Below are 17,296 nucleotides of genomic sequence, written 5' to 3'. Positions count from 1 at the left end.
TCCCTCTTCCACTTTGCCCCGGGATAAGCCAAAATCCTTCGCTAATTTACCGCGTATCGCCCGGCAACGCCCTCCTTCCGCTGTATGTCGCATCCCCGACAGGCCTGCAACCAACGTGTTGCCCCAGGAGTTAGCGAAGGCAAACGTTTAACACATGAGTTATCAGGAGTTTACGATATGGTCTGGAGTGACATCTAATGGCAACGATTAAGGACGTAGCGAAGCGCGCAAACGTTTCCACTACCACTGTGTCACATGTCATTAACAAGACCCGTTTTGTGGCGGAAGAGACGCGCAACGCCGTCTGGGCGGCCATCAAAGAGCTGCACTATTCGCCGAGCGCCGTGGCGCGCAGCCTGAAGGTCAACCACACCAAATCTATCGGCCTGCTCGCCACCTCAAGCGAAGCCCCTTATTTTGCAGAAATTATTGAATCCGTTGAGAACAGCTGTTTCGCCAAGGGCTACACCCTGATTCTGGGCAACGCGCACAACAACTTTGAAAAGCAGCGCGCCTACCTGTCCATGATGGCGCAAAAGCGCGTAGACGGACTGCTGGTCATGTGCTCCGAATACCCTGATACGCTGCTTTCAACCCTGGAAGAGTACCGCCATATACCGATGGTGGTGATGGACTGGGGCGAAGCTCGTGCGGACTTTACAGACTCCGTGGTCGATAACGCCTTCCACGGCGGCTATCTGGCGGGCCGTTACCTGATTGAACGCGGCCACCGTGATATTGGCGCTATCCCTGGTCAGCTGGAGCGTAACACCGGCGGCGGCCGCCATGCAGGGTTCCTGAAGGCGCTTGAAGAAGCCAATATCAAAGTGCCGGATAACTGGGTGGTTCAGGGTGATTTCGAACCAGAGTCCGGTTACCGCGCCATGCAGCAACTGCTTAATCAACCGCATCGCCCTACTGCCGTTTTCTGCGGCGGCGATATTATGGCGATGGGTGCTATTTGCGCCGCGGACGAAATGGGGCTGCGCGTGCCGCAGGACATTTCTATCATCGGCTACGATAACGTGCGCAACGCCCGCTATTTCTCTCCGGCGCTGACCACTATCCACCAGCCGAAAGAGCGCCTGGGCGAAACGGCCTTTAACATGCTGCTTGACCGCATCATTAATAAGCGCGAAGAGTCGCAGACGATTGAAGTCCATCCGCGTCTGATTGAACGCCGCTCGGTGGCAGACGGCCCGTTCCGCGATTACCGCCGCTAAGCCTCTTCGGGAGCCGGAAGTATGTTACCCGGCTCCTGCAGCCACTCCTGATTCATCGTCTCACTGTCGCCCAAATAATCCAGCAACCAGCTCAACGCGGGCGAGGCATCATCCTGCCGCCACGTCAGGCAGCAGGCCGCGTCCGGGAACGGGTTTTCCAGCGTTAACTCCTTCCAGTCGCCCCTGACGAGCCACGGCTGGGCAATGTGCGTCGGCACCATGCCAATGCATAATCCGGCCATCAGGCAATCCGCCCCGGACGCCCAGTCCGGCACCACCACCCGGCGCTGGTTGTCCAGCAGCCAGGTAATACGCTTGGGCAGAGAACGGGATGTGTCTTCCAGCACAAGGGACGGCCAGGGACGAATGTCGTCATCCAGAATAATACCTTCCCGTTGCGCAAGCGGATGAGCGGCAGACACCACGCAGCGCCAGCTAAGCGCGCCCATGTCCCGAAACGCATAGCGCCCCCCGACCGGGATCGCCTGCGTGGCACCAATCGCCGCCTCAACCCTTCCGTCCGCCAGCGCGTCCCACACGCCATTGAACACTTCCTGAGAAATGCGTAATTCGATATCCGGAAAATGACGATAAAAGTCCAGCACCAACTGGCGGGTACGTTCAGGTTTAACAATATTGTCTACCGCAATGGACAAGTGCCCGCGCCAGCCGTTAGCTATCTGCTGACACTGCTGGCGCGTTGCCATCATTTTTTTGATAACAGACCGACCTTCCTTGAGAAAAAACGTCCCAGCGGCGGTCAACTCAACGTCCCGGTGACGCCGTTCAAACAGCGGCACGGCCAGCCACTCTTCAAGCTGACGCACCGTGTAGCTGATGGCAGATGGCACGCGATGCAGCTCCTGGGCCGCGCCACTAAAGCTGCCGTTTCGAGCCACAGCATCAACCACTTCCAGCGAATATTCAGACCACATGTTTTTGCCTGCAAAAAATTTGAATGCAACTCGCAAATATTAGCGTTTCACAAGCGGTTTTGCACTCCGTAGACTCCTGCCCCGTTAACCTGCTATCAAAATCAAGAGTGAAATATGCAACCATCAAAGGGATTTCTTATCTGGCTCGCGGGGTTGAGCGTGCTGGGCTTCCTGGCCACCGACATGTACCTGCCCGCCTTCGCCGCCATTCAACAAGATCTGGGCACCACCGCCTCTGCGGTGAGCGCCAGCCTGAGCCTGTTCCTCGCCGGCTTTGCTTTTGCCCAGTTGATGTGGGGCCCGCTTTCCGACCGCTTCGGGAGAAAACCCGTGCTGTTGATTGGCCTGGCTATGTTTGCCATCGGCTGTATCGGCATGCTTTGGGTGCAGGATGCCACCACACTGCTGGTGCTGCGCTTTATTCAGGCCGTGGGCGTCTGTTCGGCAGCCGTTAGCTGGCAGGCTTTGGTGACTGACTATTATCCCGCCAACCGTGCTGGTCGCATTTTTGCCACCATCATGCCGCTGGTCGGGCTTTCTCCGGCGCTGGCCCCGCTGCTCGGCAGCTGGCTGCTGAACCATTTTGAATGGCAGGCCATTTTCGCCGTGCTGTTTGCTGTCGCTCTGCTGCTGATGATCCCTACGCTGCGCCTCAAGCCCCGGACCAAGCACCACGAGCAAACCGAGGACAATAAGGTCAGCTTCTTCTCTTTATTACGTTCCCGCGTTTACGGCGGCAACGTGCTGATTTACGCCGCCTGCTCAGCCAGCTTTTTCGCCTGGCTCACCGGCTCGCCGTTTATCCTGAATGAGATGGGTTACAGCCCAGCGGCAATTGGCCTGAGCTACATGCCGCAAACGGTCGCCTTCCTGATCGGCGGCTATGGCTGCCGCAGCGCGCTGCAAAAGTGGGACGGCAAACAGCTGCTGCCGTGGCTGCTGGCCTTGTATGCTCTGAGCGTGGTAGCAACCTGGGGTGTGGCGGTGAGCGGACATGCTAACCTGACGCTGCTGCTTATTCCGTTCTGCGTGATGGCCGCGGCGAACGGCGCCATCTACCCTATTGTGGTGGCCTCTGCCCTGCTGCCTTTCCCACAGGCAACCGGGAAAGCCGCTGCGCTGCAAAACACTCTGCAGCTTGGGCTTTGCTTCCTGGCAAGCTTAATGGTTTCCTGGCTAGTGACGACTCCACTGCTGACCACCACCAGCGTGATGCTGGCAACAATTCTGCTTGCTGGTCTGGGTTATGCCCTGCAGCACTCGGCCCGTCATGAAGCACAAAGCAAGGGTCACAGCGAGTTGTCCCGCGCACAGTAACCTAGATGATAATGTGAATGTTGTGTGATTAGCTTGCTAACAATATTTCATTGAACACTCAATTAAACGGGCTTATAGTAATTGCGGTTCTACTATAAGCCTTATCAATTTTATTTTTGCGGAAGCCGGAGCGCTTCCGTTTTTCCATGGATGGCCTTTCAGTAAGGGAGAATCCCCCCTTTCTCTGTTCTACGTCGGATATCAGGCACGCGGAATTTTCCGTGAGAGTTCTCACAAGCCGTGAATAGCGTCTACGCTGTTTTAAGGTTCTGATCACAACAAGGTGATGGAGAAGCTATGAGTTCATCGTGTATAGAAGAAGTGAGCGTACGAGATAACGAATGGTATCGTATCGCAAATGAAATGCTGAGCCGGGCAGGCATCACCCTCAACGGCCCAAACCCCTTTGATATTCAGGTCAAAAATCCGGACTTTTTTAAACGCGTTCTGCAGGAAGGTTCTCTCGGCCTTGGCGAAAGCTATATGGACGGCTGGTGGGAATGCGAACGGCTGGATATCTTTTTCACCAAAGTCCTGCGTGCCGGGCTGGAAAACCAGCTCCCCCACCATTTCAAAGATACCCTGCGTATTGCAGCGGCAAGACTGGTTAACCTACAGTCTAAAAAACGCGCATGGATAGTCGGCAAAGAGCATTACGATCTTGGCAACGATCTGTTCAGCAGGATGCTGGATAAGCACATGCAATATTCCTGCGGTTACTGGAAAGATGCGACAAATCTCAGCGATGCGCAGGATGCCAAGCTCAAAATGATCTGTGAAAAGCTTCAGCTTAAGCCCGGCATGAAGCTGCTGGATATCGGCTGCGGCTGGGGCGGACTGGCCGAGTTTGCAGCACGCAACTATGGTGTATCCGTTTTTGGCGTGACTATCTCCGCGGAACAACAAAAAATGGCGCAGGCGCGCTGTAAAGGTCTGGATGTCACCATTCTTTTGCAGGACTATCGCGACCTGAACGAACAATTTGATCGCATTGTTTCCGTCGGGATGTTTGAGCACGTTGGGCCTAAAAATTATGCCACCTACTTTGAGGTTGCCGACCGCAACCTCAAGCCAGACGGCATTTTCCTGCTGCACACAATAGGTTCTAAAAAGACCGACAATAACGTCGATCCGTGGATCAATAAGTACATTTTCCCTAACGGTTGCCTGCCGTCGGTGCGGCAGATTGCCGACGCCAGCGAGTCGCATTTTGTGATGGAAGACTGGCACAACTTCGGCGCCGACTATGACAAAACGCTGATGGCCTGGCACGAACGTTTTCTGGCGACCTGGCCTGAAATCGAAGCTAACTATTCTGAGCGTTTTAAAAGGATGTTTAGCTACTACCTGAATGCCTGCGCCGGTGCCTTCCGGGCACGCGACATTCAGCTCTGGCAGGTGGTTTTCAGCCGGGGCATTGAGCACGGCCTGCGCGTACCACGTTAAAACAAACCCGGTGAATGCCGGGTTTTTTCTTTTCCAATTGTCTCTCCTTGCGCATCGATGTGATTAACCTCACAGGTTTAGCCCTGTCTGCGCGTAGTGGCTTGATCGGCTTAACAGATATCATTTCCTATGATGGAAACCGGTTTCATCAATCACAGACAATCATGACATTAGCCATATCAATGATTGCCTGTCGGAGATGGCAGGTCAGACCGTGAGGACGACGATGAAATACGCATTTCCTGAGCATTTCTGGTGGGGCAGCGCAGCCTCTGGCCCACAAACTGAGGGTGAAGCGCTGAATTTTGGCAAATCTGAAACCATCTGGGACCGATGGTTTGCCGAGCAGCCTAACCGTTTCCACCACGGCGTCGGGCCGCAAAACACCTCAACTTTTTATCAGCGTTGGAAGCAGGACATCGCCCTGCTGAAAAAGCTCAATCACAACACTTTCCGCACCTCCATTTCCTGGGCCCGTTTGATTCCCGACGGCACAGGCGAGGTTAACCCGCTGGCGGTTGAGTTCTATAACCAGATCATTGACGAACTGTTGGCTCAGGGCATTAAGCCGTTTATCAATCTGTACCACTTTGATATGCCGATGGTGATGCAGGAAAAAGGCGGCTGGGAAAGCCGTGAAGTGGTCGACGCCTACGCCGCCTACGCCAATACCTGTTTCGAGCTGTTTGGCGACCGCGTGAAACACTGGTTTACCTTTAACGAGCCGGTTGTTCCGGTTGAGTGCGGCTATCTCTATGATTACCACTACCCTAACGTGGTGGATTTCAACCGTGCGGTAACCGTCGCCTACCACACCATGCTTGCTCATGCGAAAGCGGTTAAGGCTTACCATGCCCGCAACGATGACGGCCAGATTGGTATCATTCTTAACCTGACGCCATCTTACCCTCGCTCGCAAAACCCGGCTGATGTAAAGGCCGCCAACCTGGCCGACCTGATGTTTAACCGCAGCTTCCTCGACCCGGCACTGCGCGGTGAATATCCCGCTGAGCTGGTCGCGTTCCTGAAAGAGCACAATAAACTTCCGGCCTGCCAGCCTGAAGACAAAGCCTTGTTAGCCGCGGGCGTCGTAGATTTACTGGGGATTAACTACTACCAGCCACGCCGCATTAAGTGTCGCGATACGCTGGTTAACCCGGAAAGCCCGTTTATGCCGGAGTGGTTCTTTGAGTCCTACGAAATGCCGGGGCGCAAAATGAACCCTTACCGTGGCTGGGAAATCTACGAGCGCGGGATCTACGATATTCTCACCAACCTGCGTGAAAATTATGGTAACCCTGCCTGCTATATTTCAGAAAACGGCATGGGCGTCGAAAACGAACAGCGTTTCATCGACAACGGCCAAATCAACGATGATTACCGAATTGATTTCGTTCGTGACCATCTTAAGTGGCTGCATAAGGGGATCAGCGAAGGCAGCAACTGCCTTGGCTACCACATGTGGACCTTTATCGATAACTGGTCGTGGTGTAATGCCTACAAAAACCGCTATGGTTTTGTGTCGCTGGATCTTAATACCCAGCAGCGCACGATTAAGAAAAGCGGCGAGTGGTTTATGAAAACCGCCGCCGAAAACGGGTTTAACGAAGAAAATTAAGAAAGAAAAACGGGGCCAAATGGCCCCGTTTTTTATGAATCAAGAATGTTTATTCGCTAGCTGGCATCGCTGCCGTTATTGTCGCTTCACGGCTCGCCAGCACACGCTCAACGGTGTCGACAATTGCCTGGGTCTGCGGGTCAATTTCAATGTTCACGCGCTGTCCCAGCTTTTTAGCACCGAGCGTAGTGCGCTCAAGCGTTTCAGGGATCAGGTGCACGCAAAAACGCGTGGCGGTTACCTCGCCCACCGTCAGGCTAATCCCGTCGATGCCCACATAACCTTTATAAAGGATATATTTCATCAGGGTCTTATCCTGAATCTTAAACCAGATTTGGCGGTTATTTTCTGAGGTCAGAATTTTAGAAATTTCGGCCGTGGTCATAATATGACCCGACATTAAATGCCCGCCAATTTCGTCGTTAAATTTGGCTGCGCGCTCAACGTTCACGCTGTCGCCCACGCTGAGCTCACCGAGGTTGGTGATGCGCAACGTTTCTTTCATTAAATCAAAGCTGACGTGATTGCCGTTGATTTCGGTTACGGTCAGGCAGCAGCCGTTATGCGCCACCGAAGCCCCTGTTTCGAGGTCTGGCAACATTTCAGCCGGCATATCAATAACGTGAGTGCGGAAATTCGGTTTCTCATCGATGGAAACCAGGGTCGCCGTGCCCTGCACAATACCTGTAAACATCTAAAAACTCCTGGCAATTCGCAGACGGTAACGCTACCGCCATTAACAGACATTTTCGCACTTTAGCAGTTGGAAAATCAGCATACCAGTGCGCGGTGTGCGCTGGCTTTATTTTTGACTGGCGTATAAATAAACTCCCGCTACAATAGACTGGCTATTTCCCCAGTTCATCTTCTTGCTGCCTGTTTTGGCGGCTTTTTTAGTCTCTCATACATATAAAAATAATCAGGTGTAAACATGCAGAAGTACCTCACCGAAGCTCGCCAGCTCCTTGCCCTGGCGATACCTGTCATCATCGCGCAGGTCGCTCAAACTGCAATGGGATTCGTCGATACCGTGATGGCCGGCGGCTACAGCGCCACCGACATGGCCGCCGTGGCTATCGGCACCTCCATCTGGCTGCCCGCTATTCTGTTCGGCCACGGGCTGCTATTGGCCTTAACGCCAACCGTTGCGCAACTCAATGGTTCCGCACGCCGTGACCGTATTGCGCACCAGGTACGCCAGGGGTTCTGGCTGGCGGGCATGGTTTCCGTGCTGGTCATGGTGGTGCTATGGAATGCAGGCCATATCATTCACGCCATGCACAATATCGATCCTGAGCTGGCGGATAAAGCCGTCCGCTATCTCCGCGCGCTGCTGTGGGGTGCGCCGGGTTATCTGTTCTTCCAGGTGGGACGTAACCAGTGCGAAGGCCTTGCCAAAACCAAACCGGGCATGGTGATGGGCTTTATCGGCCTGCTGGTCAATATTCCGGTTAACTACATCTTTATTTATGGCCATTTCGGCATGCCCGAACTGGGTGGCGTGGGCTGCGGCGTGGCAACGGCGGCGGTGTACTGGGTGATGTTCTTCAGCATGCTTTCCTATATGAAGAAAGCCCGCTCGATGCGCGACATCAAAAATCCGGAGAGTTTCAGTAAACCGGACTGGGCGGTGGTCAAGCGCCTGAGCCAGCTCGGGCTGCCGATTGCCCTGGCGTTGTTCTTTGAAGTTACGCTGTTTGCCGTTGTCGCCCTTCTGGTTTCCCCGCTGGGTATCACCGACGTTGCCGGGCACCAGATTGCCCTCAACTTCAGCTCGCTAATGTTTGTGTTGCCGCTCTCTTTGGGCGCGGCAGTGACTATTCGCGTCGGCTTCAGACTGGGTCAGGGCTCAACTCTGGATGCACAAATCGCCGCCCGTACGGGCGTTGGCGTGGCCATTTGCCTGGCAATGTGCACCGCAATGTTTACCGTCATTTTCCGGGAACACATTGCCCTGCTGTATAACGACAATCCGGCAGTTGTTGCACTGGCGGCACATCTGATGCTGCTGGCGGCAATTTATCAGATCTCCGACTCAATCCAGGTGATTGGCAGCGGCGTTCTGCGTGGCTACAAAGATACGCGCTCTATCTTCTTTATTACCTTCATTGCGTATTGGGTGCTGGGCCTGCCAGCCGGTTATATCCTGGGGTTAACAGACTGGGTGGTTGAGCCTATGGGGCCGGCAGGGTTCTGGATTGGCTTTATTATCGGCCTGACTTCCGCCGCGATTATGATGATGTTACGCATGCGCTGGCTGCAGCGTCAGCCTTCCGTCACTATCCTACAGCGCGCAGCACGTTAATTAATCAACAGTAGCCGCATCAGCGGCTACTTTCTCCCCATTCTGCGCAGATGCTCGGCAATCACGTGAAATCTGGAATAAAATTGCGAGTTTCCCCTTGCAAGCCCCGAGGTGTATCGCTAATATTCGTCCCCGCTGTCGCCAAGACAACAATGCGTTCATAGCTCAGTTGGTTAGAGCACCACCTTGACATGGTGGGGGTCGTTGGTTCGAGTCCAATTGAACGCACCATTTTCAAATATATCAGTGCGTCCGTAGCTCAGTTGGTTAGAGCACCACCTTGACATGGTGGGGGTCGGTGGTTCGAGTCCACTCGGACGCACCATATTTGCTAAAGCAGTTCCCTTCTTTAATTCGCTTTTCTTCAAGCTGATAAATCCCAAATTTCCTTTTTACACGCCAGTCTGTAGCGCATGAAAACGTCTTTTTTAGCGTTTTGAGCGTCCGGCGGTGTTTTGGGATGCGAAAGCCCGAAAGGTTGCATATCATAAAGCGAGTTATTCACTAAACCACGACAGGTGACTTATGGAAATCGATCTCGATAATCTGGTGTTTTCCGGGTTAGATGAAGCCGAAGCGCGCAACGCCGAGCGCCAGGAAGACGCAGACAAAAAAGCGCAGGCCGTTGTGGCCGATGATGACTGCGGTGACGCCTGCAAAATCTAATAAAAAACCGGCTTATTCAGCCGGTTTTTTTATGTTACGCCGTTCTTCTCACGGCAATACATTTCACTTCCACCAGCAGCCCCGGGCGAGCCAGTTCAGACACGCCGACGCAGGTCCAGGCACAATATCCTCTAGGAAATATCGCGTCTTTCACCTCCCGAAAAACATCCATATGTTCCTTCATGTCTACGTGGTAAGTGGTCATCTCCACGACATCTTCAAAGCTGCAACCCGCGGCCTGAAGGACCAGACGCAGATTTTCCCAGCAGGCCATAAACTGCGCCCTTGGGTCAGCGATCACCTGTAAATCAGGCGTACGCCCAACCTGACCGGCACAATAAACCGTGTTACCTACCACCACCGCAGGTGCATATCCCGCCCGCTCAGCAAGCACTTGCATGGACGGTGGCATAATAATTTCTCTGTCTGGCACGACTGTCTCTCCCAATTATTTAAAGGCGTGCAATCCGCACGCCAGCAGATGAATCATTTTTTCTCACCCGATGTTGGCCGGGTTTAGCGCATCTTCGAAGAATCTTATCGCGTTTCGCAGTGCCTGGTCTGCCTCTGGTAAGATCCCGGCAAACAAATGCCAGACGTGAAACATTTCCGGCCAAACTTCTAGCGTGGTACGAACCCGACTTTCACTCATGTGGGAGGCAAGGCGAATGGCATCGCTCAGCATCACTTCGTTTTCACCAACCTGTATCAGCGTGGGAGAAAGTCCGTGTACATCGGCAAAAACCGGAGAAGCATCAGGATGTGTGGGCAGTTCTCCGGCAAGGAAACTTCGGGCCAGGTGGTTCAGGAAAGCTACGCTGCATAAAGGGTCCAACCCATCCCGCACCGTTGCAGATGCGCCGCTATGCGTTAAGTTAGCCCACGGTGAAATAGCCACGGCGGCGGCGGGTAATGCCAGGCCAGCATCGCGCGCTTTACGCATCAGAGTGACGGTCATCGCCCCTCCGGCAGAATCCCCCGAAATCATCAGCGATCGCGGGTTTGCCCCCTCCTCAAGCAAGGTTCGGTAAGCCTGAAAGACATCATCAATGGGCGTCGGAAAAGGAAACTCAGGTGCCTGACGATAATCTACCGCATACACTTTAGCCTTCAAGGCACGAGCATAGCGCCCGGTTAATCCCCGATAAGCTTCTACCCCACCGTGAACGTAGCCTCCGCCATGAATATAAATCATCACCCGACCCTCAATGACTTCCTCAGGCGTGACCAACATCGCACCAACACCGCCCAGGCTGACATCAGCAAAGGTTACGCCCTCCACGGCAGGGAATAACTTATCCAGCTGCTTCATATAGTCAGCCCGAACCGCTTTCCAGTCGGCATCAGACTGGCCATATACCTTCTTCACAACCGGCCCGGCGGCTTTTATCCAGCCCTTAAGGGCTAGCTGTGCATTATCAGGAAGCATTTCTTTCTCCATTGTCTACTGTGATTAAACAAAAAAGATTATGCTTAATGATTTGACGAAAGAGGTTCGCCAATGCCACTCCACCCAGGCACTAAAAGCCATTCAGAGCTCGATCTCGGCAGCCTGCGAGTTTTCGTGGCTATAGCGGAAAGCGGGAGCTTTGTCGCCGGAGGAAAGGCGTTGGGATTAACCCGTTCCGCCGCAGGTAAAGCGATTGCACGCCTTGAAGCACAGCTGGAAACACGGCTTTTTAATCGCACAACGCGGAGCGTCGCTCTGACCCGCGACGGCTACGGTTTTTATGAGCGCTGTGCGCAGATTTTGCAGGATATTGAAGAAGCAGAAGCCAGTGTCCGGCAGAATTTTTCCAGCCCCAGCGGAGTGCTTCGGCTCAGCGTCCCGGAAACGTGGGGCAAGGTAGTGCTGCTGCCTTTTCTGAAGCACATCATGGCAGCCTACCCGAGGCTGGATATCGAAGTTAATTTCACCGACCGCGTGGTGGACCTCGTCGCGGAGGGGTTCGATCTCAGCCTCCGACTGGGTGATTTACCGAAAGATTCGCAGCTTATTGCACGAACCGTGCAGCGCATTCGCCCTCATCTGTTTGCTTCTCCAGCCTACCTGGCCACTTCAGGGATACCCGGCACGCCGGAAGATCTTCGCCTGCACCAGCGGCTGATTTACGGCCTGAGTCCTCAAACGGCAAACTGGACGCTGTTCACGGCCAGCAATGAGAGCGTGGTGGTCGAAGGGCACAGCAGGATCCGCTTCGACAGCGGAGAAGCTATTTGCGCCGCCGCTGTTGCAGGCTTAGGTATCGCTTTTCTGCCTGCTTTTCTCGTTGCCGGGCATGTCGCAGAGGGCACACTGGTGCCCGTGCTGCCTGAATTAGGCGGCACGCCACTGAGCGTGAACGTGGTGTACCCTAATCGAAAACATCTGGCAGCCAAAGTCAGGCTGTTTATCGACAGCCTGGTGAAGCATATGAACCATTAACAACATCCCGATGAAGTGATTTTGGGGATTACTGGCCCTCGTCCTGCGCTCCTAACCCAGTGAATAACGCCAGCAGTTCCCGCGGCGCGTCAGCCGCAAATCCCATGGCAAAATTCGCTGCAGACTCCTGCTGAAAACGAACGGTTCGGGCAGCCATTGCCTCCTGATATACCTTAAAAGCATCTGCCAGGCTGGAAGGCTGGGAAATGATGGCATGGGCGAGATCGACGGCATCAGCCATCGCCAGATTCACACCCTCCCCGGCAAAAGGCGACATAACATGCGCGGCATCGCCAATCAGGGTCACATTTCCCTCTGCCTCCCAGAACGCTCCGGTAGGTAACACATAGATCGGCCTGGCAACCAGTGGCCCCTCACTCTGCACTAACATCTCGCGGTAGCATTCGCCCCAGCCACGGAAGTGTTCAGCCAATTCATCAAGAGTAAAAGTTCTGCGCGATTGCGCTTCCGGTACGGGAATGGCGGCATAGGCTGAAACCTCATCTCCAGGTTCACAGTGAGCCATGATGCCCCGGCCTTCACTCAGAGCAAACAACGAGCCCTTGCCTGACAGCGCTTTCACGGCAGGATATTGCTGGCTTACGTTCGGGTAGCGCAACTCAACAAAAGTTATCCCGGAATAAAGCGGTTTCTGAGCCGTTAACAAAGGCCTGACCTTCGACCACGCACCGTCCGCTCCCACCAGGGCATCGCAAATATGCGTACTGCCGTCCCCCAGCTTAAGATGAAAGCCTGTCCCCTTTGGTTCAATGGACGTGACCCGGCTGTTCCAGCGGATAATCCCTTCAGGCAAGGCCTCTACCACTAGTTTGCGCAACGCACCACGGTCAACTTCCGGCCGGGAGCCGTCCCCATCATCCTGATACAGGACATGGCCTTGTTTATCGCGCATCAGAGTTGCATCTGCACCCTCCAGCACCAGAGCCATGGCGGCCTCATACAAGCCTGCCGCCCGGAGAGCAGGTTTACCCGTGCCTTCGTTCAAATTGAGCATGCCGCCCTGATGGCGTGAATCCAGAGAAGCATCAGCCTCAAGAATACAGACCGCAATACCCTGGCGGTGCAACATGTAGGCCAGCAGCGGCCCTGCCACACCAGCGCCAATAATGGTTATCATAAAATATCCCTGAATATCGGAAAGGAAACGGTTTTATCAGCAGCCAGATTGAAAAGCCAGCCGGAGCAAGCAATAAAAAGCTCAAACATTCACCAGACAGTATCAACAGGGCTTGTCAACACCCCAATCGCCCGTCATAATGTTGTCACTTCTTGTTTAAGAAGATAAAACAATAATCAATTCAGTCGGTTAACGTTTTATTAATCGTATTAAATGCGTTCATAGCTCAGTTGGTTAGAGCACCACCTTGACATGGTGGGGGTCGTTGGTTCGAGTCCAATTGAACGCACCATTCCTTCTTCTTTTCATCATCTATTAAAACTCTCAAACATCTGGCAACGGCCTGATAACAACTCGCTGTAAAACTGTGCACTCCGTCGCTGAATCAACGGTTTTGATTCCTTTTCCAGCCAGATTTATCTATACTACGCCCGTTCTTAACTTGAATGGTTTCAGCTCATTGGACTCCTTTTTTATACAACAACATTGTCTAACGCTTTCCCCTGCTGAACCACAAGCACACTTTCCTCTGCACGCTTTATTTCTGTCACCTATCCTTACCAGGTGCCACTTTCAACACCACAGTATTCTTTTAAGCTCCGGCAGCCCTGCCTCCCGGAACCGAGTTTCAACAATCCTCCTCAACTTATAGATAAGACTGTCATGAAAAAGACTAAAATCGTTTGCACCATCGGTCCAAAAACCGAATCCGAAGAGATGCTGACTAAAATGCTCGACGCGGGCATGAACGTTATGCGTCTGAACTTCTCTCACGGTGACTATGCAGAACACGGCCAGCGCATCAAGAACCTGCGCAATGTCGTCGCTAAAACCGGTAAAAAAGCCGCTATCCTGCTGGACACCAAAGGGCCAGAAATCCGCACCATCAAGCTGGAAGGCGGTAACGACGTTTCCCTGAAAGCAGGCCAGACCTTTACCTTCACCACCGACAAGTCCGTGGTTGGCAACAGCGAAATCGTTGCAGTGACCTACGAAGGCTTCACCAATGACCTGACCGTGGGCAACACCGTTCTGGTGGACGATGGCCTGATCGGCATGGAAGTCACCGCCATCGAAGGCAACAAAGTTATCTGTAAAGTGCTGAACAACGGCGACCTCGGTGAGAACAAAGGCGTTAACCTGCCGGGCGTGTCCATCGCGCTGCCAGCACTGGCTGAGAAAGATAAACAGGATCTGATCTTCGGCTGCGAACAGGGCGTTGACTTCGTGGCAGCCTCGTTTATCCGTAAGCGTTCTGACGTAGTTGAAATTCGTGAGCACCTGAAAGCCCACGGTGGCGAGAAGATCCAGATCATCTCCAAAATTGAAAACCAGGAAGGCCTGAACAACTTCGACGAGATCCTCGAAGCGTCTGACGGCATCATGGTTGCTCGTGGCGACCTGGGCGTTGAAATCCCGGTTGAAGAAGTTATCTTCGCGCAGAAGATGATGATCGAGAAATGCGTTCGTGCACGTAAAGTGGTTATCACCGCGACCCAGATGCTCGACTCCATGATCAAAAACCCGCGCCCTACCCGTGCAGAAGCCGGTGACGTTGCTAACGCCATCATCGACGGCACCGATGCAGTAATGCTGTCCGGTGAGTCTGCAAAGGGTAAATACCCACTGGAAGCCGTGACCATCATGGCAACCATCTGCGAACGTACCGACCGCGTGATGACCAGCCGTCTGGACAACAACAACGACAGCCGTAAACTGCGCATCACCGAAGCCGTTTGCCGTGGCGCTGTTGAAACCGCAGAAAAACTGGAAGCACCGCTGATCGTGGTTGCGACCCAGGGCGGTAAATCCGCTAAAGCCGTGCGTAAATACTTCCCGAACGCGACCATTCTTGCGCTGACCACCAACGAAGTGACTGCACGTCAGCTGGTGCTGAGCAAAGGCGTTGTGCCGCAGATGGTGAAAGAAATCGCCTCCACTGACGACTTCTACCGTCTGGGTAAAGAAGTTGCTCTGGAAAGTGGCCTGGCGCGTAAAGGCGACATCGTGGTGATGGTTTCCGGTGCACTGGTTCCAAGCGGCACCACTAACACCGCTTCAGTCCATGTTTTGTAATTGACTTGTTAACAAGTTTAATTACTAAAAAAGCGCCTAAGGGCGCTTTTTTTATATCACTTGTTCGCGGATCTTAATCAAAAAGCAAATCGAATTTTACTATTTAAGCTTACTCTTAATTAAGATGAATCCGATGAAATTCCCCTGTTTTCTCTCTTTTTTTTAACTTTCCGTCTCCGTTCGGTGCTTCTTTGAGCGAACGATCAAATTTAGGGGTATTCCCGACAAAAAATTATTCTCATCACAAAAAAGTTTGTGTAATACTTGTAACGCTACATGGAGATTAACTCAATCTAGAGGGTATTAATAATGAATCGTACTAAACTGGTACTGGGCGCGGTAATCCTGGCTTCTACTATGCTGGCAGGTTGTTCTTCTAACGCTAAAATCGATCAACTGTCTTCTGACGTTCAGACTCTGAACGCTAAAGTTGATCAGCTGAGCAACGACGTGAACGCAGTGCGTTCTGACGTTCAGGCTGCTAAAGACGACGCCGCTCGCGCTAACCAGCGTCTGGACAACCAGGCTCACTCTTACCGTAAGTAAGAGTCACTGGTATAAAATGGCGCACAATGTGCGCCATTTTTTTTGCCTGTCATTTATCTCCGTCTGCTACTGTGTCGCACTCGTAGCCTCCTCAGCATTTACCGCGCCATTACTGGCCGACAGCACCGCCGCCGATGCCGCAGGTGTTTGCCCCGCAGAAACCACGACGGGATAACCCGCTCGTCTGTAAAGCGCTTTCTCCACTAACGCTTTCTCCACACCGTTACCGGTCCTAAACTCGCTGAAACCAGCAGGAAGCACGTAAGGCATTGTTTGTGTATTCTGCTGCTCATCCTGAGAAAGCGGCCGATGGACTTCGACATAGCGAATACCGTTTGGCTCAACGGAGAATTTCACCGGATCGTTAATCACCCGCACAGGCGTACCGGTTCTCGCTTGCTCAAACAGCGCTTTAATGTCGGGGGCGTTCATCCTTATACAGCCCGAACTGACGCGCAGCCCGACGCTGTCCGGCGCGCTGGTGCCGTGGATCAGGTACTCACCATTGCCGTAGGCCAGCCGCATAGCGAATCTCCCCAGAGGGTTATTCGGCCCGGCAGGCACGACAGGCGGCAGTTTGATCCCTTTCTCAAGAGATCGCTGGCGAATGCCGGCGGTAGGTGTCCAGGTCGGGTTCGGGATCTTTTGCCCAATTCTGGTGGTCATCAGCGGCGTTTCCAGCCCCTGCAGGCCAATCCCAATCGGATAAACCTGTACGATGTTTTGGCCAGGTGGGAAGTAATACAGCCGCAGCTCGGCAAGATTCACCACAATCCCCTCGCGCGGCACGTCCGGTAGCAGAAGTTGACTGGGAATAGTCAGCACCGTGCCTGGTTTGGGCACCGGCGCAATGGTGTTATTGGCTTCCAACAGCAGCATCGCTCCGGTATCAAAACGCCGGGCAATGGCCTGCAGATTGCGATCCCCTTCCTGCACGGTATAAGTCTGGTTTTGACCAATCAGACGGCTGCCTTCCGGCGGTAAGGGATAATCAAGGGCTAAAGCGGGCTGAATGGCGCTCAGGGCGCCGATAATAGCTAGTGTGAGTAAAGACGCGTATTTCATACTTTTTATTCCTGTAGTCGCGCTGGCGGACACCAGCAGGCTGAAAGACAAGCGAGGCAGAAAACCGCCTCGCAAAACAGGACCATAGGTATGATTAAGTTTAGCTAACTTAAATGAGATTGGAGGCTTGGTTGCGAATTGCGCGAATCATCGCTTCCAGCCCCTGAGAGCGGGACGGCGTCAGATGCTGAGCGAGCGCCATTTTTTCAAACCACGGGCGCACGTCAAACGCCACGATATCCTGCGGCGTCATCTGCTGATAGAGAATAAATACGATGGCGATCAGCCCCTTAACGATAGCGGCATCGCTGTCGCCCTCAAGCGTAATCACCCCGTCGGGCTGCTGGTGCATGACTATCCATACCTGGCTCTGGCAGCCCTGAATAATATGCTCCGGCTTATGCTGCTCCGCCGCCAGTTCCGGCAGGCGGCTGCCCAGTTCAATGATGTAGAGATACTTCTCTTCCCAGTTCGCGCAGCGGCTGAAGTTTTTTAGCAGTTTGTCTTTATCCGGCAGCGTGGCCATGACCGTCTCC

The 17,296-nt window shown here is 53.4% G+C and carries 16 protein-coding genes and 3 tRNA genes; 12 read left to right on the top strand and 7 right to left on the bottom strand.

The features are described from left to right. The first annotated feature begins 197 nt into the window (after positions 1 to 197). Positions 198 to 1,223 (top strand): HTH-type transcriptional repressor PurR, encoded by a 1,026-nt coding sequence (gene purR, locus LH23_RS14650; protein ID WP_039292484.1) that lies wholly within the window; start codon positions 198 to 200, stop codon positions 1,221 to 1,223. Here the strand turns inward: purR and punR are convergent. Then, positions 1,220 to 2,158 (bottom strand): DNA-binding transcriptional activator PunR, encoded by a 939-nt coding sequence (gene punR, locus LH23_RS14645; RefSeq protein WP_039292483.1) that lies wholly within the window; start codon positions 2,156 to 2,158, stop codon positions 1,220 to 1,222. The genes purR and punR overlap by 4 nt on opposite strands. Before the next feature lie 114 nt (positions 2,159 to 2,272). Here punR and punC point away from each other — a divergent pair, with 114 nt between their 5' ends. The 3 genes from punC to LH23_RS14630 all read left to right on the top strand — a co-directional run bounded on the left by punC (position 2,273) and on the right by LH23_RS14630 (position 6,539). Then, entirely contained in the window at positions 2,273 to 3,475 is a 1,203-nt protein-coding gene (gene punC, locus LH23_RS14640) for a purine nucleoside transporter PunC (RefSeq protein ID WP_039292482.1), read from the top strand. 297 nt (positions 3,476 to 3,772) lie between these two features. Next, complete coding sequence (gene cfa, locus LH23_RS14635) at positions 3,773 to 4,921, top strand: cyclopropane fatty acyl phospholipid synthase (protein WP_039292481.1); 1,149 nt, start codon at positions 3,773 to 3,775, stop codon at positions 4,919 to 4,921. A gap of 226 nt (positions 4,922 to 5,147) precedes the next feature. Then, a complete protein-coding gene (locus tag LH23_RS14630) occupies positions 5,148 to 6,539 on the top strand; it encodes a glycoside hydrolase family 1 protein (protein ID WP_039292480.1) in 1,392 nt (463 codons plus the stop codon). 49 nt (positions 6,540 to 6,588) lie between these two features. Here the strand turns inward: LH23_RS14630 and LH23_RS14625 are convergent, their stop codons facing one another. Continuing rightward, entirely contained in the window at positions 6,589 to 7,233 is a 645-nt protein-coding gene (locus LH23_RS14625; protein ID WP_039292479.1) for a riboflavin synthase, read from the bottom strand. Between the two features lie 237 nt (positions 7,234 to 7,470). On the opposite strand from LH23_RS14625, the gene mdtK reads away from it, so the two are divergent. From mdtK to LH23_RS24005, 4 genes are all read left to right on the top strand, one after another. Next, a complete protein-coding gene (gene mdtK, locus LH23_RS14620; protein WP_039292477.1) occupies positions 7,471 to 8,844 on the top strand; it encodes an MdtK family multidrug efflux MATE transporter in 1,374 nt (457 codons plus the stop codon). A gap of 154 nt (positions 8,845 to 8,998) precedes the next feature. Continuing rightward, positions 8,999 to 9,075 (top strand) — tRNA-Val (locus LH23_RS14615). 17 nt (positions 9,076 to 9,092) lie between these two features. After that, positions 9,093 to 9,169 (top strand) — tRNA-Val (locus LH23_RS14610). Positions 9,170 to 9,369: 200 nt separating this feature from the next. After that, a complete protein-coding gene (locus LH23_RS24005) occupies positions 9,370 to 9,510 on the top strand; it encodes a hypothetical protein (protein ID WP_096754119.1) in 141 nt (46 codons plus the stop codon). A gap of 34 nt (positions 9,511 to 9,544) precedes the next feature. Here the strand turns inward: LH23_RS24005 and LH23_RS14605 are convergent, their stop codons facing one another. Then, positions 9,545 to 9,922 (bottom strand): RidA family protein, encoded by a 378-nt coding sequence (locus tag LH23_RS14605; RefSeq protein ID WP_197062486.1) that lies wholly within the window; start codon positions 9,920 to 9,922, stop codon positions 9,545 to 9,547. An 84-nt stretch (positions 9,923 to 10,006) separates the two neighbouring features. Continuing rightward, entirely contained in the window at positions 10,007 to 10,939 is a 933-nt protein-coding gene (locus LH23_RS14600; RefSeq protein ID WP_039292475.1) for an alpha/beta hydrolase, read from the bottom strand. A 72-nt stretch (positions 10,940 to 11,011) separates the two neighbouring features. On the opposite strand from LH23_RS14600, the gene LH23_RS14595 reads away from it, so the two are divergent. After that, positions 11,012 to 11,935 carry a LysR family transcriptional regulator gene (locus LH23_RS14595; RefSeq protein ID WP_052050248.1) on the top strand — a complete coding sequence of 308 codons (924 nt, stop codon included), beginning with the start codon at positions 11,012 to 11,014 and terminating at the stop codon, positions 11,933 to 11,935. A gap of 28 nt (positions 11,936 to 11,963) precedes the next feature. On the opposite strand, the gene LH23_RS14590 is transcribed toward LH23_RS14595, so the two are convergent. Next, positions 11,964 to 13,073: an FAD-dependent oxidoreductase gene (locus LH23_RS14590; protein WP_039292474.1), complete on the bottom strand. Its 1,110-nt coding sequence runs from the start codon at positions 13,071 to 13,073 to the stop codon at positions 11,964 to 11,966. Positions 13,074 to 13,288: 215 nt separating this feature from the next. On the opposite strand from LH23_RS14590, the gene LH23_RS14585 reads away from it, so the two are divergent. From LH23_RS14585 to LH23_RS14575, 3 genes are all read left to right on the top strand, one after another. Continuing rightward, a tRNA-Val gene (locus LH23_RS14585) sits at positions 13,289 to 13,365 on the top strand. A gap of 371 nt (positions 13,366 to 13,736) precedes the next feature. Beyond that, positions 13,737 to 15,149 (top strand): pyruvate kinase PykF, encoded by a 1,413-nt coding sequence (gene pykF / locus LH23_RS14580; protein WP_039292473.1) that lies wholly within the window; start codon positions 13,737 to 13,739, stop codon positions 15,147 to 15,149. A gap of 309 nt (positions 15,150 to 15,458) precedes the next feature. Beyond that, on the top strand, positions 15,459 to 15,695 hold the full coding sequence (locus LH23_RS14575; protein ID WP_008456504.1) for a major outer membrane lipoprotein: 237 nt from the start codon (positions 15,459 to 15,461) through the stop codon (positions 15,693 to 15,695). A gap of 66 nt (positions 15,696 to 15,761) precedes the next feature. Here LH23_RS14575 and ldtE read toward each other — a convergent pair whose 3' ends face one another. Both ldtE and sufE read right to left on the bottom strand, forming a co-directional pair. Then, positions 15,762 to 16,760 (bottom strand): L,D-transpeptidase LdtE, encoded by a 999-nt coding sequence (ldtE, locus tag LH23_RS14570; RefSeq protein WP_039292472.1) that lies wholly within the window; start codon positions 16,758 to 16,760, stop codon positions 15,762 to 15,764. A 109-nt stretch (positions 16,761 to 16,869) separates the two neighbouring features. Next, on the bottom strand, positions 16,870 to 17,286 hold the full coding sequence (sufE, locus tag LH23_RS14565; RefSeq protein ID WP_039292471.1) for a cysteine desulfuration protein SufE: 417 nt from the start codon (positions 17,284 to 17,286) through the stop codon (positions 16,870 to 16,872). Positions 17,287 to 17,296 lie beyond the last annotated feature (10 nt).

It is taken from the genome of Cedecea neteri (assembly GCF_000758305.1).
GTDB classification, from domain to species: domain Bacteria; phylum Pseudomonadota; class Gammaproteobacteria; order Enterobacterales; family Enterobacteriaceae; genus Cedecea; species Cedecea neteri_C.
This window is presented reverse-complemented; position numbering and strand designations above follow the sequence as displayed.